Source organism: Sphingomonas faeni (assembly GCF_030817315.1).
GTDB classification, from domain to species: Bacteria; Pseudomonadota; Alphaproteobacteria; order Sphingomonadales; family Sphingomonadaceae; genus Sphingomonas; species Sphingomonas faeni_C.
In genome coordinates this window covers 350,122-369,975 of sequence record NZ_JAUSZF010000004.1, presented here as the reverse complement: position 1 = coordinate 369,975, position 19,854 = coordinate 350,122, and the positions used below count along the sequence as shown (strand labels likewise).

The 19,854-nt window shown below is 60.7% G+C and carries 20 protein-coding genes and 1 pseudogene; 13 read left to right on the top strand and 8 right to left on the bottom strand.

Features of this window, described 5'->3' with window-relative positions; translation table 11 throughout:
* Positions 1–18: 18 nt before the first annotated feature.
* Positions 19–3,279: a MobF family relaxase gene (gene mobF / locus QFZ54_RS19880; protein WP_307090403.1), complete on the bottom strand. Its 3,261-nt coding sequence runs from the start codon at positions 3,277–3,279 to the stop codon at positions 19–21.
* Positions 3,280–3,281: 2 nt separating this feature from the next.
* Positions 3,282–5,615 (bottom strand): type IV secretion system DNA-binding domain-containing protein, encoded by a 2,334-nt coding sequence (locus tag QFZ54_RS19875; RefSeq protein ID WP_307090400.1) that lies wholly within the window; start codon positions 5,613–5,615, stop codon positions 3,282–3,284.
* On the opposite strand from QFZ54_RS19875, the gene QFZ54_RS19870 reads away from it, so the two are divergent.
* Complete coding sequence (locus QFZ54_RS19870) at positions 5,614–5,883, top strand: hypothetical protein (protein WP_307090398.1); 270 nt, start codon at positions 5,614–5,616, stop codon at positions 5,881–5,883. The genes QFZ54_RS19875 and QFZ54_RS19870 overlap by 2 nt on opposite strands.
* 272 nt (positions 5,884–6,155) lie before the next feature.
* Here the strand turns inward: QFZ54_RS19870 and QFZ54_RS19865 are convergent, their stop codons facing one another.
* Positions 6,156–6,323, bottom strand: a complete 168-nt coding sequence (locus QFZ54_RS19865; RefSeq protein WP_307090396.1) for a hypothetical protein — start codon at positions 6,321–6,323, stop codon at positions 6,156–6,158.
* 108 nt (positions 6,324–6,431) lie between these two features.
* On the opposite strand from QFZ54_RS19865, the gene QFZ54_RS19860 reads away from it, so the two are divergent.
* Complete coding sequence (locus QFZ54_RS19860; RefSeq protein WP_307090395.1) at positions 6,432–6,656, top strand: hypothetical protein; 225 nt, start codon at positions 6,432–6,434, stop codon at positions 6,654–6,656.
* Positions 6,657–6,829: 173 nt separating this feature from the next.
* On the opposite strand, the gene QFZ54_RS19855 is transcribed toward QFZ54_RS19860, so the two are convergent.
* From QFZ54_RS19855 to QFZ54_RS19840, 4 genes are all read right to left on the bottom strand, one after another.
* Positions 6,830–7,411, bottom strand: coding sequence for a hypothetical protein (locus QFZ54_RS19855; protein WP_307090393.1), 582 nt, complete (start codon positions 7,409–7,411; stop codon positions 6,830–6,832).
* Positions 7,412–7,764: 353 nt separating this feature from the next.
* Complete coding sequence (locus tag QFZ54_RS19850) at positions 7,765–8,013, bottom strand: hypothetical protein (RefSeq protein ID WP_307090391.1); 249 nt, start codon at positions 8,011–8,013, stop codon at positions 7,765–7,767.
* 687 nt (positions 8,014–8,700) lie between these two features.
* A complete protein-coding gene (locus QFZ54_RS19845) occupies positions 8,701–9,789 on the bottom strand; it encodes a DUF2493 domain-containing protein (RefSeq protein ID WP_307090389.1) in 1,089 nt (362 codons plus the stop codon).
* Positions 9,790–9,866: 77 nt separating this feature from the next.
* A complete protein-coding gene (locus QFZ54_RS19840) occupies positions 9,867–10,313 on the bottom strand; it encodes a DUF736 domain-containing protein (RefSeq protein ID WP_307090388.1) in 447 nt (148 codons plus the stop codon).
* An 863-nt stretch (positions 10,314–11,176) separates the two neighbouring features.
* On the opposite strand from QFZ54_RS19840, the gene QFZ54_RS19835 reads away from it, so the two are divergent.
* The 11 genes and pseudogenes from QFZ54_RS19835 to QFZ54_RS20585 all read left to right on the top strand — a co-directional run bounded on the left by QFZ54_RS19835 (position 11,177) and on the right by QFZ54_RS20585 (position 18,187).
* A complete protein-coding gene (locus tag QFZ54_RS19835; protein WP_307090387.1) occupies positions 11,177–12,526 on the top strand; it encodes a tyrosine-type recombinase/integrase in 1,350 nt (449 codons plus the stop codon).
* 77 nt (positions 12,527–12,603) lie between these two features.
* Positions 12,604–12,852, top strand: a complete 249-nt coding sequence (locus QFZ54_RS20590; RefSeq protein ID WP_373458647.1) for a helix-turn-helix transcriptional regulator — start codon at positions 12,604–12,606, stop codon at positions 12,850–12,852.
* 205 nt (positions 12,853–13,057) lie between these two features.
* On the top strand, positions 13,058–13,246 hold the full coding sequence (locus QFZ54_RS19830; RefSeq protein ID WP_307090385.1) for a hypothetical protein: 189 nt from the start codon (positions 13,058–13,060) through the stop codon (positions 13,244–13,246).
* On the top strand, positions 13,243–13,536 hold the full coding sequence (locus QFZ54_RS19825; protein ID WP_307090384.1) for a hypothetical protein: 294 nt from the start codon (positions 13,243–13,245) through the stop codon (positions 13,534–13,536). Before QFZ54_RS19830 ends, QFZ54_RS19825 begins: the two co-directional genes overlap by 4 nt.
* On the top strand, positions 13,533–13,754 hold the full coding sequence (locus QFZ54_RS19820; RefSeq protein WP_307090382.1) for a hypothetical protein: 222 nt from the start codon (positions 13,533–13,535) through the stop codon (positions 13,752–13,754). The genes QFZ54_RS19825 and QFZ54_RS19820 overlap by 4 nt, the downstream gene beginning before the upstream one ends.
* A complete protein-coding gene (locus QFZ54_RS19815; protein WP_307090380.1) occupies positions 13,751–14,230 on the top strand; it encodes a hypothetical protein in 480 nt (159 codons plus the stop codon). The genes QFZ54_RS19820 and QFZ54_RS19815 overlap by 4 nt, the downstream gene beginning before the upstream one ends.
* Positions 14,227–14,478, top strand: coding sequence for a hypothetical protein (locus QFZ54_RS19810; protein ID WP_307090378.1), 252 nt, complete (start codon positions 14,227–14,229; stop codon positions 14,476–14,478). The genes QFZ54_RS19815 and QFZ54_RS19810 overlap by 4 nt, the downstream gene beginning before the upstream one ends.
* The gene (locus tag QFZ54_RS19805; RefSeq protein ID WP_307090375.1) at positions 14,478–15,461 is read left to right on the top strand and encodes a CHC2 zinc finger domain-containing protein; all 984 of its coding nucleotides are present in this window, start codon (positions 14,478–14,480) and stop codon (positions 15,459–15,461) included. The genes QFZ54_RS19810 and QFZ54_RS19805 overlap by 1 nt, the downstream gene beginning before the upstream one ends.
* Positions 15,458–16,792 (top strand): annotated as a pseudogene (locus QFZ54_RS19800) (DUF3987 domain-containing protein). The gene QFZ54_RS19805 and the pseudogene QFZ54_RS19800 overlap by 4 nt, the downstream one beginning before the upstream one ends.
* A gap of 214 nt (positions 16,793–17,006) precedes the next feature.
* Entirely contained in the window at positions 17,007–17,462 is a 456-nt protein-coding gene (locus tag QFZ54_RS19795; RefSeq protein WP_307090373.1) for a hypothetical protein, read from the top strand.
* 239 nt (positions 17,463–17,701) lie between these two features.
* Positions 17,702–18,187 (top strand): HGGxSTG domain-containing protein, encoded by a 486-nt coding sequence (locus tag QFZ54_RS20585; RefSeq protein WP_373458646.1) that lies wholly within the window; start codon positions 17,702–17,704, stop codon positions 18,185–18,187.
* A 422-nt stretch (positions 18,188–18,609) separates the two neighbouring features.
* Here the strand turns inward: QFZ54_RS20585 and QFZ54_RS19790 are convergent, their stop codons facing one another.
* Complete coding sequence (locus QFZ54_RS19790; RefSeq protein WP_307090371.1) at positions 18,610–19,587, bottom strand: hypothetical protein; 978 nt, start codon at positions 19,585–19,587, stop codon at positions 18,610–18,612.
* Between the last annotated feature and the right edge of the window lie 267 nt (positions 19,588–19,854).

Here is a 19,854-nt window from a genome sequence, read left to right as displayed (position 1 = left end):
CCATCGTCATGTCTGCGCTCACATATCCAAGCTGAGGTTTTTCTCTGGAAGCCCGCGGATCTGCTCATTTGATTTCAGCATCGCAGGAAGGGCGCTGAGGTCGTCCATGTCGAGCGGACGCATGCCGAGCTCGTCGTCCTTCCGATCGGCGCGAGCATCACGCCGATCAGCGTCCTGGCCGTCCTTGATCGACGGCATTTCCCCATCGAGGTTTTTGAGGTCGGTATAATCGGTCGTCGACGCTCCCATTGGCGGCAGGTCGGTCATGTCGAGGCTGGCGGGATCGATCAGGATCTTCTCGCTGCTCGCCTCGTCGAGGCTTTCCATCGCTTTCGTCAGCGCATCGTCGGCCGCTTTGGTCTGTACGGCAGCACCATCAATATCCAGCCGGCCGAGGCTTTCCAGCGATGAGGTTTTGTCGCCGGGGTTCTTATCCAGCTGCATCTCGAGCTTTTGCTGGTTGTCGACGACCATGGTCAGGTCGAGGCGGATGCGTGTGACCCCGACGTTGAACAGGCGCTGGTTTGACAGATTGCGCTCGAAGCTCTGCATCACCGTGATGGCTTTGTTGACGGTGATGCCCTGCGCCATGTGCATGTTGAGCGCGTAGGCGAGGTCCATCCGCTGCATCATCGGGTCGTTCTTCTCGAGCGTGACCTGGTCCTTGTTCGCCAGTTCGACGGTGACCTTGCCGTTCTCAATGCCGGCGATCGTGGCCAGCGAGGCATTGTAGATGCCGCGCTCCTTGTCGTTATCAGTCCACCGAATCCGGTCGCCTTCGTGAATCTGGATCGTCTCGATCGTCGCGAGCGACATACGATCCTTGTCGATCATCGGATCGATCTTCTGGGGACTGAACTTGATCGACTTACCGTTTTTGACGATCTCGACCTTGCCGTTGGCAAAGGTGCGCCGGACCTCAGCTACGCCGCGTTCGAGTTTAAGCTCTGGCACCGAGCCCTTGATCTCCAGCCGCTGCCCTTTCTCGTAGGTCTTGGCGTAGCGCAGGTCCTCACGCTCGATGTTCACGTTCTGGATGACCGCAATAGATAGCCCATCACCTTTGAGCGTGCCCTCGTCCTTCAGGCCTTTCTGGACCGCCTGATTGATCGCTGCACGGGTCTCGCGGCCGGACGCGAAAATGGCCGTGTTGGCACGTTCATCCGACGACAGGGCCAGCCACAGGTCGGAGGCGTGGGCAGATGGATCCTCATGCTCGACGACCTTGCCGCCAAGCACCTTCATGGCCTGACCCGCCTTGCCAATGTTGGCCAGCGCCGCGACCGTGCGCAGTTGATCAGTCTGCTGGCGAAGGTTGTCATCCATGCTGGCCATGCCGATCTTGTCAGCCTGCATCATGGCAAAGGCCTTGCCGGCATCGATGGGGAGGAGCTGCTGGCGATCGCCGATCAATGCGACTTTCTCGATGCCGAGCGATTCCGCGATCGTCAGCATCTTGAGCATGTCACGGTTCGACACCATCGACGTCTCGTCGACGACGATGATCGTATTCTTCAGCTCGTCACGACGCGCCTGAGCCTCGGGCGTGTTCGGGTTGGTGACGTGCTTTTCGTTATGCCAGATAAAGTGAGCGATCGTCTCGGCTTTGACCCCAGAATCCTGCATCTGATCGACGGACATCTCGCGAGTGGGGATGGCGTCCGGCCGCGCCATCCCTTCTTTCATGTCCGCGACCATCTTGTTCTGGAATGCGAGGCCCATCACCGATTTGCCCTCGGACTCGACGACGCGGGCAACGGCCTGCAGCATGGTCGACTTACCGGCGCCAGCGACGCCCTGGACCGCGATGATGCGATCCGAGGTCGAGACGAGCAGCGTTGCAGCTGCCAGCTGTCCTTCGTTCAGGGGGTGAGGGGAGGCGGCCTGCAGCCGGTCTGGCGCTTCCGAGGGTGCCACAATCGGGGCACCTGCGTCTTTACCCGCCTGCACCCGCGCAAGGATGCTCTCTTCGGTCCGAAGCGCTTCTGGTGTTGTGACCGCATCGACCTTCTGACCCTGGTGGGTAATCTCTCCAGATAGGAGTTTGCCCTTCTCGGTGAGCTGCTTGACCCTCGCCTCGACATGGTCGATGGTGACGCCTTTGAGACCGAAGTCGAGGGCCTTCTTGGCGACCTTGTCTTTATCGAACGCCGCTTCGCGTTGACTAAGACTGCGGATCGCGGAGGCGACAGCAAGCTGCGCGTTAGCCTGGCCGGTGGACTGCGCTAGGCGAACGAAACCGCGGTCGACCAGTGGGTCCGGTGATCGCAGCAATCCCGACACGGTCTCCATCGCGACTTTTACTGCGTCTGCGATCACGGTGTAGCCCCGCCCGATCGAGCCAGCGTTCTCTCGTTGCTCCAGCTTTGCGACGTTCTCTAACGCTCCCTCGAGCAGCTTCTTGCCGTCAAAGTCTTGCTCTGCGGCCTTCTTCATCCAGTCGAGCACCAGACCGTCGCGGTCTTCGACATTCAGCTTGCGATCGCGGGTGTTTACCGTAACGCCATCACGACCCTTGGGGGAGACGATGCCTAATTCGGCTGCCTTTTCCATGATGTGTCCGCGGCGCTGGCTAAAAGTCTCCAGCACCGCTTTTGGCACCCCGCCTATCTCGAATGTGCCATGCTTGCCGTCCATCCGGGTCTGGTAGCCAAGCTTCTCCAACCCGTTACGGAGGAAGCTATGGTAGATTGAGCCGATCACCGTGTTGCTGGCCCATAGCTTCTGCGCATCAAGCGCCTGCCATTTGCCGTCGGGCATTTGCGTCATGTTGGCGACGATCGCGTGAATATGCGCCTGAGGATCGAGCGCCCGGCTCGTGTCGTGCTGAAACAGTGCATAGACCAGGTTCCCGGTCTTTACCCTTTCGGTTTTTCCGTCCTTGGTGATCCGACCGGCAGCGAGGTTCTTCTCCACCCACGCCATGGTCTGCTGGACCGCTTTGGTTTGCACGCCGTTAGGCCCGAGGATACGTTTATCGCCGGCGATATAGGCCATGACCGACACCGATTTTGGCGCGGAGAAAGTGAGATCGAAACCAGGACGCCGTCCGTCCCGGACCTCGACCTTTTCACCAGATGGCAGCTCTCCGTTCAGCGCCTTTGCAAATGCCTCCTGCGAAACGGTGCCGGTAAGGCCAGCTGCGGCAGCACCTTCGCCACCCCACATGCTGACGTCACCGGCCTTCTCGTCGGTGTAATATTCGCCGCTGACGAAGTCGTCCTTGGTGAAATATTTTGCGGCACCGGATGCCGATTTGACGGATGCGATCGAGTGCATTGTTACATCCCGTATCCGTCATCCGGGAAGGCATCGCGCGCCTCCCTGATCGACAGATCCTCCGGCCGTTCTCCGGTCGGCGTAGGATCGTCTTTCTGCCGCTGCTGGTCCTCGCTGCGCGCCTGGACGGACGTACCCTCCAGTGACCGTTCGCGGTCCTTTCTATCGTCATCGCGGGAGCGCTCACGCATGTCCTGAAGTGGCACCTGCGGTTCGGTTCTGGCGGTGGCTTCGACGGTTGTCGCGTCGCGCGAATTGTCGACCTCGTTCTCGGTCGGCTGTGACAGAATGTTGGTGGCGAAGGTGTTGGCCACGTTTGCCGGCTCAACCTCTTCTTCTGTCAGACCGGGCACATCTCCCCGTCCAACGTCATCGTCACCACCCTGCGGCTTGCCACCACCTCCGCGAACAACCTTCCCATGCTCGTCCGGCTTTGCCGGTTTCCGCTCAATAAAGCCCTCGGCAACGGTCGGGTAATGTTCCCATTCCAGGCGGATGCGGGCAGCAGGGAAGCCATCGGGAAACTTCACGAAGCCGTGCAGGCTCGGAAGGTTCATGATGTCGTCGGGGATGACCAGCGGTTCGATCTGTTTGCGGGGGGTCAGGGTCGAGGCGTCGCGGGTGTTGTTGTACCCATAGCTGTACCCCTCATCCATCTGCCGGATCTCGCGGTTGCCAATGTAGCGGGCACCCTGTTCAGCGGTGTCGAGGTCGGCCGCGGCGAGGATCAGTTTGGTGCGTGCGAGTGACGACAAGTTGCGGGCATTCTCCTCGCCGTAAACTTGGATGAGCTTGTCGAACGAGTGCAGCCCGAGAACCATTGCACCGCCGAAGTTGCGGGCGGTCTGGAGGCCGTCTTCGATCGCCGGCAGTCGGTGGAGTGCGCCCAATTCGTCGAACACGAACCAGGTGCGCAGATTGCGGGTTTTCTTCATCGTCATCAGCGCGTGAATGGCGAGGTTCGACCAGAGCGTGAGCAGCGCCCGGTTCATCTCGAGGTCGGTGTAGTTGGAGGTGATGAAGAGAATTGAGCCGGACTTTTTCTCGGCCGTCATCCAGTCCTTGATCGAGTATTGCGGACCTTCGTCGGGCAGGAAGCGCAGGACCTGCGCGTTGGTGTTGAACACTGCCCGGATCGACTCAGCCATCTTGGCGGCCTCAGGCGCCGTGATGGGGTCGGCGATGGTGTTGGCGAGATGCTTGTGAACCAGCTTGAGGTCAGCGGTCATCAGGTTCTCGGCGAGCGCCTGGTTGGACGTCAGTCCCTTCTCGATGAGCTTCATGCACATCTCGATGAAAAGGGTGCGCGCAGCGAGTGCCCAGAACGGATCGGCCGCTCCGCCATCGGAGGGGATCAGGGCTCCAGCGGCAGCGGTAAACTCGCTATAGGTTCGGCAGTCGTTGAAGATCGTCCAGGCCGGGCAGCGTGCGTCGGCCGGGTTGAGAATGGTGTCACGTGTCGGGTCGTAAAACGCCTCGACATAGGCCCCGGTCAGGTCGAACACGACGGCGGTATCTTCGCGTTCGCGCATCTCCTTAAGGAGCTTGCGGAACACGGTCGTTTTACCGGACCCGGTGGTGCCAAGCGTCATGAAATGTGACTGCTCAAGACGGAAGGGAAATGGTATGCCGGCAACGGTGTAGGGGTGGTGGATGCCGCCCATCTTGCGGGCCTTGAATTTCAGCTTCAGGACCTGTTCCGGCGTCTTGTCCGGGAACAGTTTCGCGGCTTCTTTCACGAACTCGCTTTTGTTGTGTTGGGCGATCTCGGAATAGAGCAGATCGCGCTCGACCAGCATGGCGCCGCGCTCATGGCGTTCCTGGATCATCGCCTTGCCGCGACGGGCTGAGAAATCGACGTACCAGATCGACAGCGGGACGGTGATGCACGAAGCAATCGCGACCGAGCCCATGAACCCCTTCACGGCCTTGTGCCATGCAAGGATGACCTCTGGCACGTAAGGCACGTAGCCCATGTAGGTGTGGCGCACGCTGTTGTCGGGCAGACGCAGGTTGATGCGCTTCATTTCGTCGAACGAGATCCAGTCCCACAGCCCCGACAGGATGCGCATCGAGATGAGCTGGATGTTGTTCTCGTCGAGGGTGAGCGAGAGGATCGTGGAGTAGGCGATGACGAAGATGCCAAGCCACATGTAGACCGGCATTTTGGCACCCTGTAGCCACATAAGGACCTGGGTATTGAGAAGCTGGCTGCCTCGGGTGAAGTTGCCCGAATTACGCGGCGCTTCACCGCGCGCGCTATGGTGCTTCTGCGGGATCGGACGCCGGTCGCTCCGGATGTCCTCGCGGGGTGCTTTGGGGTCATCACGCGCCATGATGAAGCTTCATGCGACGGTCGGCTTCGAGGATGAGCGTCTCACGCAATTCCGGGTGGTTTTCCCGGATGATCGCGTCGAGCGCGACCTGCATATACTCGGTCACGCGCAGGTGGCGTCGCTCGCTGCCTTCAAGCAGCTTCCGACCGTCGAGATGTTGTTCGATCGCCCGACGAACCAGGTCCGACGGCGAGCACTCCAGTTTGGCTGCTTCTGCCTCTATACGGGCACGCAGATCACCGGCTACCCGAAGGGTATAAGGGCGTGAGGTACTCAAGTAACCAGCCTCCTAGCAAAGAGGCTGATGGGTCCTTAGGAGGACGTTCCTTATAGCTGTGCAACGCGGCTACAACAAGCTCGATATCGTGGTTTTGGCATAAGCCGTATTACGGTGTCTTACGCGGGAAAGGGCGGAAATCTGCGCTTTTTGATGCGTATTACGTTGTAAGACAAACTGTAAGACGTTGTATACACTATCATGGTCTCTCTAAAGACCTGATATCTAACGGGAAAAGCAAGCGCAGCTTGCAAGGGTGTGCTCTACTGAAGTCCCGATCCATCATTGTTGCTCTGATCCCTTCGTGCGTCCGGTTCGATGCGAAGGTGCCCCGGTGATCCACGGGAATAAGCTCCGCCATTCTGGCGGAAACGTGGTTCGAAACTGCGCTTCGCGCGGGTCTCGTTGGGCTGTTCTTCGATGATCGTCATGGCGTTTCCTTGGGTGCGGATGCGGTGACTGTGGTCTTTTCTCGTGATCGATCGAAGACTATACCGGGTGCGTTCAGAGCCCGATCAGCCTGACCAAAAGGCAAGAATATGGCGAAGTCACTGGACGCTGAAATGGCCGCTATCGAGGCCGAGGAACGCAAGCTGGCAGATCGCCGAAAGGCCCATCTGAGGAAGCTGCGGGATACGGCGATCGACAGGGTCGAGAAGGTAGGGTTGCTCAAGCTCCCACTGGATCGATTGGAGCGGTTGATGGAGGCGGTGAAGACGCTGGGCGTGGACGAGGTCGAGAAGCGGCTCACGGCGAAAGCCTGAGACGGTTCGAGGCCGGGCCCATGCTAATGGCCGCACGGGGTTGCTACCTCGTGCGGCCATTCTTTTTCGACAGGTAAGAGGCGCAGCCGGCTTAGTAGCATCAGGCAAAAAAAGGACGCACCAGCCGGTAGGCTGGGCGTCCCTTGTGGTCGGTTTAGATAGATCCGGACCGATCAGATCCACGCCAGCAGGTACTCCCCTTCGATCGGTTTAAGTGCCGCCATCGTCGCCAGCGTTTCAATGCTCTCGGCCATGTCCGGATCGGAATCGAGCCGATGCCTGATGCGGGGATCCGTCAGCCTCCGGCGAAGCTCCGTCATCGGCACCATGCCGGCGGTCATCCGGTCGATCCCAAGGCCATCTAGAAGCGCCAGAGCTTTTGGGTCTGCGAGGGCTATTTCCGGGGCTGCACCCGGGTTGAGAGACAAGCGCATCGTGATGTCGCCAGTGGGGTCAGTCTGGGCCACCCGGACGCGTCGACCGAGGAACTGAGCCTCGTCCAGAATCGCGATAACGGAAGGGTCGTGATCGAAGCATTTCGAGACGACCGCGAGCGACAGATGGCAGACGCGGGCGTCGAACCCGAACCAAGGATCGCCGGTGAGGCCGTAGCCTGGGAGCAACATGGCAAAACCCAACCGAAGCGATTGTTCGGCAAGCAGATCGCGGAGCGATGCGAGCTGGTCGGGAGTGATGATTGCCGCCATTGGCGCGAGGATGGCGCGGCCGTCTTCTACGCGGAACGTAATGGTCATGGTGACCTCCTTCGTTGAAACCGCAAATCCGTCCCTCCCTCCTCTCCGGAGAGGTTTCGGGACGTCCCTGATCGAGCACCACGGTCGAGGGCCGCGATGCGTAGGCGGCGCACGGCCGAAGGGCCGCTGCGCGCAGGCGAGCGAGGCGTGCAGGGTAAGACGGTTGGATGTTGTAAAACCACGTCAGCAGCGCCGGGGCGGGCTCGATGCCCGCACCGCCGCGTCGCCGGCCGAAGCGAGCGAGCCGGTGCCGCGCGCCCGTCGAAATCAGCAACGGAAAAGGGCCACCCGATTGCCCAGATGGCCCTTATCATTTGGAGAATGAAGGAAGGGGCCGGAGCCCCTCCCGGACGCTATTTGATGAACTGCGCCCAAGCGGTCAGACCGCCTCCGAGTGCGATCGCGAACGTCATTACCGACCCCGTGATGATGACGTACCATTTGAGACCGTCGATCGACGTCTGCATGCCCTTCAGTCCGGCGTCTAACCGCGCCTCGATCCCGGTCTGCATGGAGGTTATCTTGCCTTCGAGAGCCCCGATCTTGCCTTCCAGCGCGGCGATTTTCAGTCCCATCGGCTGAACTGCACGACTTACGGCCATGTCGATCTGCTCCTCGACGACGACGACCGCCTTTGCAGCTGCCTCATCGTCGATATTAGCCGATTTAGTGCTCTGAACAACGCGACTTGCATTTCGTCCTCCTTCTTCTTTAAGACGCATTCCGGATTAGGGCGGCGCGGCGAGGGTCAAGGGATCGCTCTTGCGACCGCTTTAGCGGCGGTAGGGGCAACGATTTTTCGCAGAAAAATGGTGGGACCCTGCCGTCCCTTGAGGCTCGTCGCGCCGCCCGCGATAATAGGACGACTTGAGATAGATTTTTCCCCGCGGCAGCAGCGCTAGGGCGGGCTCGATGCCCGCACTAGCGCGTCCCCGGCCGATGCGTAGCGAAGGGCAGGCCGAAGGGCCTGACCGATGCGAGCGAGCCGGGTGCCGCACCAGCCTCAAACCGAACTATCGGGCAGCTCGTTCGCGAGCTTCTCAAGCTGCGGCAGCGCATTACCGGAGGGGGGAAGGCGACCGGCTGTGCGGCGTCCAGGTGCGGCCCGACGGGGCCGTGCCATGGATGTCGCGCAGCCGGTCGCCTGGCGTGGGGGGAACCGTAGGGTTCCCCCCACAGCAACGCTGACAAAAAGGGCCAGCGCCGGGATTTCGCCCGTCGCTGGCCTAGTGTTTTCCTGCCAAGGAAAGGGGAGGGGGCGGCGCGTTTAAAGCGGCGCCGCGCCGGGTTTAGCTGAAGGCCTGCCGCTTGGTCGCGGTCGGTGCCGGTGCCTGTCCGTCAATACGGAAGGCGTGGGTCGGGACACGGGCGTCCTTCAAGGTCTGCAACAGGTTCGATTGCAGGCCGGAACCTTGGCAAACGATGGCTTCAACGGGTGCGAGTTTTACAAGCTGCTCGTTGCGAACGAACCCGGCGCGGTTGCCATAGCGGCCCGTCTGCGGTGTGAAGGCAACCACGGTAACGCCACGGCTTGCCGCCCATGCTGCGGCGATCATGTCGCATCCTTTGCGCTGGGCGGTCGTGCAAAGCGTCATGTGCGGGATACGGGCCTTGATCTGGTCGAGGCGGTCCCAAAGCTGCTGGAAGTCGTGCCAGTCCTGACCGCCGGAAAAGACGACAAGAGGGCCTTTTGGGTTGCGCTTTTCGCGGTGGTCCTGCGCGCGGGCCTTCAGGAAATCGAGCGCGGCAATCTGGCTTGCGGTGCCTCCGCTCGAAACCTTCGATCCGCGCGCGGGGGACCACGGGTGGCCGGACTGTGCACGGTAGCAATCGGCTGCATAGTCGCGCATGCATTCGATGGCGGCGCGCTGCTCGGTCTTAGTCTGCGCGCGCAGTTGCAATTCCTCCATTTCGACCGCGTAAATCTCGGACGGATCATAACGGCGCGTCATCTCGCCAAGGTCGCGGCAAAGCGTGTCTTCCTCGCGTTCCAGCTTCTGCGCTTCGTAGTGAAACGAATTGACGAAACCCCATGCAATCGCCTGTGCGCTCGCCTCTACGCGGGTATCGCGGAACAGGTCGAAAATCGTTGCCATGATCGCCGCGCAATCGTGCTGCGCCTCGATCGGCTCGGGCATGTCGAGTTCGGCGCGGTCTGCGCCAAGCTCGACGATGGAAAGCGCGCCAACGTCGCCGAATGCTTCCTGAAAATTGGTCGTTGCGGCTGCGTCGGCGATGCTCTCGGCAATCTCCGCCGTGCGCGGGTCGGTCGCGTCGTCGGACGCGCTGCCGGTGGCGGGCGTGGCGTTGGTACCGTTCATGGCTTCGCCCAAGTCGGCAAAGCTGGTAAGGCGCGGGGAGGTCGTTTTCTTGGTCATGGTTCGTAGCCTTTGGCAGGGATGGCGGTTTAGGGTCGGGGGAGCGTTAGAGCGCTCTCCCCGCCCGTCTTGGTTGCTTAGAACGCGGGGATTTCGTCGTTCAGCGGCTCGGAAAGCTGGCCGTTGTCGGTGGCGTTGCCGGTGCCGAAACCGTCATCCGTTGCCTTGCGGCGGTTCTGGCGGGTGCCGTCCAGATTTTCGCGGCGCGTGGTCGCGCGGTTCCAGACGACGCGGAAACCTTCCTCGTTATTGCCGAAAAGCATGATCTGGAGGGGTTCGCTGATGCTCGGGTCGTCCAGCTTGCCCTGATAGAAAATTTCGCCGCTGCTGTTGCTGGTCATTTCCCAAAGGGCGCCGATCTGCACCCAACGCTTCGCGACGTTCAAAACCATGATCTCGAACGCGGGGGCCTTGCCGTTCGTGCTCTCGACGGGGCGGAGACCAAGGCGCGCCAGGTCGATGGTTGCCGTTGCGACCGAACCGAGAAGCTGACCGCAGACCGACTCGAAAGAACCGATGTTCATAGTATTCACTCCACGTTGCGAGGGCCTATCCCCCTGTTCGCCGGTGCTTGGGGCCTTTCCCCTCCGACATCTTCTTTTTACCCCCTTCACTCTATTTGACCAACCTGATTGATTACTTGACGCAAAATCATCGTACACGGTGAGTCCGAGCATAAAAAAAGCCCCGACTAGGGGGCGTAAATAAAAAATCAAAGACGCATTGATCGCGGTAGCGAGCAATTCTGTTTCTACTGTGCTGATGGGCAAGGCCCGGCCTTTGTTCTCATCGCACCCGGAGCCGTCCTCGCAGGGGCTCAAGCGGCAGGCACGGCTGACGGGGTCAACACGAATGACGGAGGCTCCGCGACGCGCAGCGGCGTGGAAACCGTAGGGCCTTTAGGCCCGGTATTCTTGTTGAGGCGTCTTCAAATCAAACAAAAGCATTGTCCGCTCGGCGGACGATTCTCCTTTGACGCCGACCCCGTCGGACGGGTCTGCCACGCAGAGACACTGAGAGACGGCGAAGGGTGCGATGAGAACACAGGCCCACAAAGCACGCATCATGCGCCTAGCGCATGATTCCACAGCCGAAGGCTGCCTGCGGTGGTCGTGGTCCTGGGCGTTACGTGAGGGGGAAATGCCACATTTGTCCCACACCATCCGCGGACCTGACGCACGCCCTGTCAGCGCATTTCGGGAGCCCGACAAGTGATTGTACCCGAAGGGCCGATACGCGCTCTTTACTAGTCAGTAGACATCACGTGTCGTCAGATGTCGTCATGTTCTTTTGCCGTTTCTACTTTGTGTCGCTTTACGTCGTCATAAGTCTTCACTTGTTACTACTGGCGTGATAGTCCCGTGCTTATCCAAGGGAGTACGCTTCTATGGCAACTGGCAAGATCACGAAGCGAACCGTCGAGGCAGTCGAGAAGCCTTCGGAGGGTAAGCGCGCATACCTTTGGGACGAGGTCGTTAAGGGCTTCGGCGTCATGGTAACCGACAAGGGCAAGCGTTCTTACATAGTCCAGTACCGCATCGGCGGGAGAGGTAGTCCTACGCGTAGGGTGACGATCGGAACCCACGGTTCCCCCTATACTGCGGAGAAGGCCACAGCCCGAGCGAAGGAGTTGCTCGACCAGGTCCGCCGCAAGGTCGACCCCTTCGATGCCGCTAAGGCGGTCATGGAAGTAGCGAAGGCTGAAAAGGCGCAGGAGAAGGTCAGAGCGGTCATCGCTGAGCGGCTTGGCTTTTCAACGTTCGCCGATCGATGGGTTGAGCATTATGCGAAGGCAAACCAGCCAAAGACTTGGACAGATCAGCGCAACGTGATCAACCGGGATCTGAAGCCGCGCCTGCGCAACCGGTCGCTCACGGAGATTACGGACGCTGATCTTATCGAGCTTATCGACGCAATCAAGGAACGCAGCGGGTCGGGTGCCCTGCGCGCTTATTCTATTCTCAACCTGATCTTCGGATACGCCTGCGACAAAGAGCGCAGGTATCTCCCGCCAGCCAAGAACCCCATGTTCGGGATCAAGCCTCCGTATCGTGTAGGCATACGGGACCGAACGCTGACCGACGATGAACTGCGCCTAGTTTGGCTCGCAGCTGGTGACCTTGGCGGGTTGTTCGGCCCAATAACGCGCCTGCTGATCCTGACAGGTCAACGGCGAGGGGAGGTCGGGGGGCTATCCTGGTCGGAGATCGACAAGGCCGCCAACGAGTGGCTGTTGCCGGGTGCGCGGTCCAAGAACAAGCTTCCGAACCTGATCCCGCTCACCGACGCAGCTCGTGCTATCATTGACGTCGTACCGGTCATCGAAGGGAAGGCGCAGTTTCTGTTCACCAGAAGCGGAGCTTGCCCCGCCACTAACTTCGCACAGGCAAAGGCGAAGCTCGACGGGTTGATGCTGGAAAGAATGCGGTCCGAAGCCGCGGACGCCGGGGCGTCAGAGAAGGAGATAGCCGCGCTGGCCATCTCGCCTTGGACGTTCCACGATTTGCGCCGCACCTTCGCGACAGGGTGCCAACGGCTTGGCTTTCCGACCGAAGTCACCGAAGCGGTTATCAACCATGTAGGTGGGTCGCGAGCCGGGATTGTCGGTGTATATCAGACATATCGTTATCAAGCCGAGAAGCGAGCCGCGCTCGAAGCCTGGAGCCGGCATGTTGCGCTGGTGATTGAGGGTAGGGGTACCGTGTCAAACGTGTTTCCGCTCGCGCGGTCAGCGTGACTTTCTAAAAACCTCCTACTATTTCGCCCTCGTGAACCTGCCAAATACCCTGTCGTCACAAGCCATCACGGCTTGTCATGCGCCACCCCGACGCTCTTCGGGAAAGACAGGGAATACCTGGCATGACGCAGGCGTATCTCCGCACAACGGACGCGGCAAAGTACCTAGGGATCGGCCAATCCACTCTCGAACGAAAGCGTATCGACGGATCCGGACCGACGTTTCGACAGCTCGGTTCCCGGATGGTGGCCTATGCAGTGTCCGATCTGGATGCATGGGCATCGCAGCGAGTGCTCAACAGCACATCCGAACGAGCAGCCGCGTGATCGGCTATGGCATCAGTAACGGCACGGGCGCCGCAGCCCGCAAATGAGAAAGGCCGCCTGGCAGGGCGACCTTCTCGGAATCTTCAAAACGTAAGCAGCACCTCAGATACTATCTCCGTTCTCCGTCTGCAACGGCTCCATGTCGTCGGTCTGCACGGATGTAGAGAGGCGCTCGTCGCCGCCCATGCGTGGGGGGACCTGCAGCATGGCTGAGCACCAGCAAGCCGCAATGTCCCTGCTTACCGCAGGCGTGCTGCTCAAGCCGCGCGAAGGTCAGTTCCTCGGGGGCGTTGCCTTCGATGCGAACCCGCTGACCGAAAAGCAGCGCAACTGGCTCGTGATCTTGCTCGACAAACACGGCCTTCCCCCTCTCGCCGACGGAGGCGACGCATGACACGACATCGTACTGACACCAGTGCCGCAGCATACGTCGGCATCGCACCTATGGCCGACCATCTGCGGGCGGTCGTCCATAAGGTGCTCTGTGCCCATCCGAACGGACTCACCGTGGATGAGACCTGCGCGATCGCTGACTATAAGCGGTACTCGCTCCAGCCACGCTTCACCGAACTGCTGAAGAAGGGAATGATCCGAGATACTGGCCAGCGTCGCCCGAACGTCTCCGGGGCAAACGCTATCGTGTGGCGTGCTACTGTCCTCGACCGGCAGGAGGATGCGGCATGAGCGCGGTCGAGATGCGCAGTGAGCGCATGCCGCTTGGAGACGGTTTCACCGTGTCGTTCGTGTTCCAGAACCGAAAGCTGGAGGCGGACTGGCAACCCCGTGTCCCGTACGGTCGGAAGGGTCGGAAATACCTCCCGGCCTACCGGCTCGCCCGTGACGAGTTCCTGCGCCGCCTTGCCAAGCGCACGGGCCTCAATGTGCTAGTGGTGGATCTATGAGCGGCCTCGTCCTCTCCATAGCAGACCGCCAACCGCATCATGTCCAGAGCCGCGCGATTGCCGCGGTGAACCTCCAGCGCGAGCGGGAGCGCGATCATGTGCGCAGCATGAGGAAGACGGGCAACCCGGCCGAGGTCGAGTATCGCGACACGCCCGCCACCCTTGATGCCTGGTATCGCGTGCAGTCGATCAAGCCGGGGCGCATCAGCCCGCGCCTTGTGCTGAGCCCAGAGCAAAAGCGCATTTACGGCCTGCCGCCATCGGCAAAGCTGGTCGACCTACGGCGCATGGGGCCTGAGACAGATCAGTGGTCTGTCGCCGTCTTCCCGATCCTGCACGGCTACGTGGTCGGCGTGAAAGCCCCGGCTGGCGGCGGTGGCGTCGGCGTCCTGTGGCGCAAGTCCTACAAGGCATCCGACTACGCGATGCGCCTGTCGATCGAGCATGGTTTCCCCATTCAGGAGCGGTACGCATGAGCCGCATTATTCAATTTCCGGCACCAGCACGGCTCTATACCGGGACCGTCTGCGTGATGGGCGACCAAGCTGCGGGCTTCGAAGTCGCGCACGAATCCTCGACCGGCAATAGCTGGGGGGAGTTCACATCATACCCGAGTGCGCAGGAGGCCATCGCAGCCGCCTACGCGATGAACCGCGACCGGTACGCAGGGCAATGCGACGTGTGGGTCTGTCCTGCTGCGTCGAATGATCGGGAGGGCATGTAATGGCCCAGATGGATAGCGTTGCCTTTGCGGCCATCACTCAACAGATCCGCGACCGCTTCCCGGTGTCAGGCGTGGCGACCAAAGCGGGCGTCAGGCTCTCGCGCGCCAGTCGGGAATGGAAGGGCTGCTGCCCGTTCCATGACGACAGTTCACCGTCCTTTACGATCTACGCCGACGATCGCCGGTTCCAGTGCTTCGGGTGCAATGCTCAAGGCGACGTGATCGACTTCGTGATGCGCGCCTACAACGTGAAGATGCGCGAGGCGATCGGGATGCTGGATGGCGGCGCGCTGCGCGAGCTGGAGCAGCAGCGTGCGCCAGCAAAGCCCAAGGCAGATATGCGCCCAATCGCACAGCGGATCGTCAAGGACTCCGTACCGATCGGGGAGACACCGGCCGCTATCTATCTCCGGTCGCGCGGGATCATGATCGATCTGCCGCACACATTGCGGTTCGCGCGTCTCGCTCCGCCCAAGATCGAGGGGAACGGTGTCCTGGCAGCGAACGGTCCGGGGTTACTGCCGACACTGGTCGCGATCGTAACCGACGCGGCCGGCGACCTCGTAGCGCTGCAACGCACGTACCTGACCGAGGATGGGCGGAAGGCAGCGACGAAGGCGACTGACAGCGACCGCAAGCCTAAGGTGAAATACAGCTTGGGCAACGTTATCGGTGGCTCGATCCAGCTTGGACCACCGTCTGCGAGCATCTTGGTCTGCGAGGGTTTGGAAGATGGGCTGACGCTGGCACAAGGCTTAGGCCGCTCGGTCTGGGTCGCTGCGGGTACGTCCATGATGCCCGCCATGATCTTCCCGCCCGCGGTGCGCTCGGTTGTCATTGGCGCGGACGGGAATGCGCCGGGTGAGGTGGCAGCACAGAAAGCTGCCGAAGCCTACAGCGCCTCGGGTCTGTCGGTTCGCATCATGCGCCCGACGCCGCCCTTCGTCGACTTCAACGCCGAACTGATGGGGATAAGGTCATGAACGCCGCAGCCCTGCAGGCGAGCTACGACGACGCCCGTCCGTTCTGCCCTTTACCTATCGTCGGCGATAACGCGCAGAGCCCCGTATGGCTCGCTCCGGACATGACGATCCTTACCGGGGGTCGCACCAAGCCGCCCGAGATGCCGACGGAAATGTTCGGCTCCCTCTGGCCGCTGATACGGGATCTCGCCGCGGGGGCGGGGGCTCCTGCCGAATATGTCGCGGTCAGCGTCATCGCGGTTGCAGCGTCGCTGGTCGGGGCAAAGCGCTCGGTGCAGCCGTTCGCCACGTCACCGGGATGGCGAGAGCCGTGTGTGCTGTGGGTCGCGCCTGTCGGCGACCCGTCCTCGAACAAGTCGCCGGCGATCGACGCCGCCACTGGGCCGTTGCGCGGCATGGAGAAGGAGCTTGCCGAGCAGCACAAGGCTGGGCTGATCGGCTGGCAGACGACGGCAGAACGGGCGAAGGCTGAACGCGCCGCCTGGCAAGCCAACGTCAAGGAAGCGACCAAGGGCGGGCACGCGACACCATCCATGCCAGACGCCGCGGTTGAACCCGACGAGCCTCAGAGGTCCCGATTGATGGTGCAGGACGGGACGCCTGAGGCAGTCATGGATATTCTGGCCGGCAACCCGAACGGCATCTTGCATCTGCGCGACGAGCTCGCCGGCTGGCTGATGAGCTTCGAGCGCTACTCACCAGGCGGTCGGGAGTTCTGGCTAGAGGCGTTCGGCGGACGGCATTTCACGGTTGATCGCAAGAGCCTGAAGGCGCCGCTGTTCATTTCGTTCAACGGCGTGACGGTGCTTGGCGGCATTCAGCCAGAGAAGCTGTCCGAGTGCCTGTTGAAGACGGCGGACGATGGTCTGGTAGCTCGCTTCCTGTGGGCGTAGCCCGATCCGATCCGGTATCAACGCCCGACGACCGTTGCCGATGTCGACCAGCTGGAGCGGGTCTATCGGCGCCTCTTGAGCACCAAGCCGCAGCGAGACGAGGAGGGCAACGCTTCCGCGATCGTACTGATGCTCAGCGAAGCCGCGGCCACGATCTTCGAAGAGTGGATCCGCGACAACGACGGTGCCGTTCGGGAAGCCGCGGGACTGTACAAGGGGTTCCTGGGGAAGCTGCGCGACGTTGTGCTTCGGCTGGCGCTCGTCGCTGAACTGTTGGCTTGGGCGGCGGGCAACGGTCACGAGCCAACGACGATCAGCGCCGCGACGCTCGTCGGCGTCCTCGGGTTCGTTGACGACTATGCGAAGCCGTCAGCCGTCCGTGTGTTCGGCGACGCTGCGCTACCGCTGAGCGAACGAAACGCGGCCGCGCTGGGATAGCACATCCTGAAGACCAAGGCGCCACGGATCAACGCTCGGGACATCCGCCGTACCAGTGGCATCGCGACGCTCAAGATCGCGGCTGACGTGGATGCTGCGGCTGAAGCTCTAGTCGAGGCCGGTTGGCTGCGCGCGGCGCCGTCCCGGGCGGGTGATCGCCCCGGCCAAGCCACCAAGGACTTCCTCGTGAACCCGGCAGTGCACGAGGTGGCAAATGGGTAGCTGGCGTGACGTCGCAGCCGCGGTCCTGGCCGAAGAGGGGGAAGGGCGCTCGCTGCCCGCGCCTGAGAACTACGGGCTACCCGATGACCTTGCCACAGCACTTCGCCGGCTGGAGTTGATGCCACCGCCTCGGAAGCTCGAGCGGCCCGACAACTGGCGGGGGGTGGTCATCGACGCCCTGACGCTCGCTCGCGAGCGCTGGGCGGTGAAGGCCTTGGCGCTGGGCTGGACGGCAGGGGACCTATTCGGTGTCGGTGCACGCACGGACTGGGACTTCCAGGGCTTAGCCGTTTGGCTCGATGGTCGCCGGATCATCATGCTCGACAACAAGCAGGCGATCGTTGCCGGTAACCAAGGGGACTACCGGACCGCGTTTGTCAGGGGCGGTATGCGCCACGGCTCGCATCCGACGGTCGAGCCAGTGATGCTTTGGGAGTTCGGCCGTTGATGCGGTTTCAGGCCCATTTGGCACTAGCGGCACTAATGGCACGGGGTCTCTCCATCGATCTGCCTCCGTGCCTGGCCTCGCGACGTAACCTAAAAAAGGTCTCTATCTATCTATCTTTAAAGAAGGGCAGGGCGGTCGACGGAGGCCGTGCCATTAGTGCCATTAGTGCCGGTAGGTGTGGCGAAGGCGAGGGCAGGGGAAGTCGATTTAGCGATCTTCGGGCCATCGCGGGTGCGTGAATGTTACACTTCGCCCGCATGCGCTCGCGTATTGGGGTTCCTATTTCCGGAGGCATCGCAGGCGCACGCGCGTGTTGGGGTTCGGAGGTCGGCATGGCTCGCGATCGGAAAAACAATCAAAGCCTATCAACCGACGATCTCAAGCGGCGTTGGCGCGAATATGTGACGGCGTGCGATCTGGTGCGCGCTGAGAATGCTGCGGCACTGCTACGGTGGGAATGCAATGCGCGGGGGTTGCGTCCTACCCCTGCGGCGCTGCCGATCCTCCCTGACGATCTGCGGGGGTTACGGTGTGGCGCGAGGAACCGACGAGGGACGCCGTGCCGCATGTCTGAGATATACCGCAACGGCCGGTGCAAGTTTCACGGCGGGCTTAGCACGGGGCCGAAGACGGGGGAGGGGATCGCTCGGGCTCGATCGAACCTAGACAAGCGCTGGTCTTCGGAACCCCATGCGGACCTGATAGAACCTGACATCGTTGACTAAAGTAGCAGTCGAGTAGCGACGCCGGAGCAGCACAGCGTATCTCTAAAGTAGACGACGAGTAGAAAAGGGCGGGCGCTCTCCGCGATAATTTTTGTAAGCCGTACGCACGAGGGGCCGGCAGTTTCGGAGGCCCTAAAAGGGGATTTTGTCACCCCCTTAAAGGGCACCAGTAGCCGGAGTTTTTTCAGGCACCCAAGGGGAATTTTGTCAGGCACCCCTAATAGCATTCGGGAGCGGTAAGCGCGCACGCGCGAGGCGGGGCCTGGCGGGGGTGTCAGTCCTAAAGGGGTGGCATGACATAGGCGGGGTTTTCCGACACCTCCATGCGCGAGGGTTTTCTGACACCTCTACGCGCGGGCGTAATTGAGCGATGTGCGTACTATTCGGTTAACGGCGCGACTGCTTTGGAACGAGCGAAGCATTCACTCGTCTTCAACCGTCACACCGCCGACAACCACTCGCATAAAAGCAGCTAAAGGCGGGCTGTTTTCGTCATCCGCTGTGAGGCTCACGGTCAAAGATCCTTGGACATACGGAAGCTCAATGGCGAGAGATGAAGAGATGAGATCGATAACGGCCGCCATCTTTCCTGTTCCCGATCGAGAAATATCGCACGCAGAATTGTCGACATTCATGTGTCCCGTTTGGTCTAAAGACAATCTGGGCAGCCTCTTCTCCTTAGGCATTCCAGATGTTCCCCGCTCAGAGATCGCTTTGAATTCTTCGTAAATCGGCAAGGTATAGTTGATCGAGCGTAGCTTTATGGCGCCCATTTCAGGCATAGATGAAATTAACTTGCCGACCTCTGCATCGGCCATTAGCAAACCACCCAGTAGTTTCCGGCATATCCAGTTAAATGAAAAAGCCTCTCGCTCCCGATGCACTTCAAGGTCGATACTCGCCGTCTCGTCTTTCATTCGGTAAAGGGCAAATCCAGTGGTAATGTTCGCGTTGTCATAGACAATCTCTATGGATTGCAGGTAGGCATGATTGTGTTTGCAACGGTTGCAGATAATCACAGGAAGCCGCTTGAGCGATTTGATCGCTCCTTTGTAATCTGCCTTCGCTTTTGGAGCAGGGTCGATGAACCGAACGATGTCAGATTCATAAAACTCAAACAACTCTGCTGCGACGTAAATTGCTTCAAGAAGATCGTAGAGGTGGTCGGTCGCGTTGCCCTTGGATTCGTTTGCCCAACCTTCAGCAAGCCGTCGGATCTCGTAAGCTTCGATGGAGGCGAGGGCGCGCTTCAATGCGCGCTGGAACCGGCGAAACAAGACAGTGTATCCAACCAGTATCTCGCTTGCTTTGCCCTGGGGTACGCCAATGCAACGCCCGTGAACCGATTCCGCAAAAGCGGAGAGGAATAGGTTGACGATCTTGGGTGGGGTATCTTCCATGGTGGTGGGTAGATCGACGAAACTAAACGGTGTCCAGCGTTGCCGAGATTTTGATCAACGTCTACGGCCTACTCTGCCGCCTCGGGTGGAGCGACCGAATGCGATAGGTTCTGATCTCCGAATTTTTATCAGGATAACAAATGGAAAGCCGGAGGGACTGTCTCTCAAGGACGGCGATCAAGACTTTGGCGTTCACCGCTTCCTCGCATGTCCAAGGGTTGGCGAGTCCGTTACGATATGGGTCGACGGGGAAATGACAGTTATCGA

Excerpts from the sequence above, each read along its gene's own strand:
- QFZ54_RS19875 (WP_307090400.1), bottom strand. The coding sequence starts at position 5,615 with ATGGCGCGTGATGACCCCAAAGCACCCCGCGAGGACATCCGGAGCGAC.
- QFZ54_RS19865 (WP_307090396.1), bottom strand. The coding sequence starts at position 6,323 with ATGACGATCATCGAAGAACAGCCCAACGAGACCCGCGCGAAGCGCAGT.
- QFZ54_RS19840 (WP_307090388.1), bottom strand. The coding sequence starts at position 10,313 with ATGAACATCGGTTCTTTCGAGTCGGTCTGCGGTCAGCTTCTCGGTTCG.
- QFZ54_RS19815 (WP_307090380.1), top strand. The coding sequence starts at position 13,751 with ATGAGCGGCCTCGTCCTCTCCATAGCAGACCGCCAACCGCATCATGTC.
- QFZ54_RS19860 (WP_307090395.1), top strand. The coding sequence starts at position 6,432 with ATGGCGAAGTCACTGGACGCTGAAATGGCCGCTATCGAGGCCGAGGAA.
- QFZ54_RS19790 (WP_307090371.1), bottom strand. The coding sequence starts at position 19,587 with ATGGAAGATACCCCACCCAAGATCGTCAACCTATTCCTCTCCGCTTTT.
- QFZ54_RS19850 (WP_307090391.1), bottom strand. The coding sequence starts at position 8,013 with ATGGCCGTAAGTCGTGCAGTTCAGCCGATGGGACTGAAAATCGCCGCG.
- QFZ54_RS19820 (WP_307090382.1), top strand. The coding sequence starts at position 13,533 with ATGAGCGCGGTCGAGATGCGCAGTGAGCGCATGCCGCTTGGAGACGGT.
- QFZ54_RS19855 (WP_307090393.1), bottom strand. The coding sequence starts at position 7,411 with ATGACCATTACGTTCCGCGTAGAAGACGGCCGCGCCATCCTCGCGCCA.
- QFZ54_RS19805 (WP_307090375.1), top strand. The coding sequence starts at position 14,478 with ATGGCCCAGATGGATAGCGTTGCCTTTGCGGCCATCACTCAACAGATC.
- QFZ54_RS20585 (WP_373458646.1), top strand. The coding sequence starts at position 17,702 with ATGTTACACTTCGCCCGCATGCGCTCGCGTATTGGGGTTCCTATTTCC.
- QFZ54_RS19795 (WP_307090373.1), top strand. The coding sequence starts at position 17,007 with ATGGGTAGCTGGCGTGACGTCGCAGCCGCGGTCCTGGCCGAAGAGGGG.
- QFZ54_RS19810 (WP_307090378.1), top strand. The coding sequence starts at position 14,227 with ATGAGCCGCATTATTCAATTTCCGGCACCAGCACGGCTCTATACCGGG.
- QFZ54_RS19830 (WP_307090385.1), top strand. The coding sequence starts at position 13,058 with ATGGCTGAGCACCAGCAAGCCGCAATGTCCCTGCTTACCGCAGGCGTG.
- QFZ54_RS19835 (WP_307090387.1), top strand. The coding sequence starts at position 11,177 with ATGGCAACTGGCAAGATCACGAAGCGAACCGTCGAGGCAGTCGAGAAG.
- QFZ54_RS19870 (WP_307090398.1), top strand. The coding sequence starts at position 5,614 with ATGATGAAGCTTCATGCGACGGTCGGCTTCGAGGATGAGCGTCTCACG.
- QFZ54_RS19825 (WP_307090384.1), top strand. The coding sequence starts at position 13,243 with ATGACACGACATCGTACTGACACCAGTGCCGCAGCATACGTCGGCATC.
- QFZ54_RS20590 (WP_373458647.1), top strand. The coding sequence starts at position 12,604 with ATGCGCCACCCCGACGCTCTTCGGGAAAGACAGGGAATACCTGGCATG.
- mobF (WP_307090403.1), bottom strand. The coding sequence starts at position 3,279 with ATGCACTCGATCGCATCCGTCAAATCGGCATCCGGTGCCGCAAAATAT.
- QFZ54_RS19845 (WP_307090389.1), bottom strand. The coding sequence starts at position 9,789 with ATGACCAAGAAAACGACCTCCCCGCGCCTTACCAGCTTTGCCGACTTG.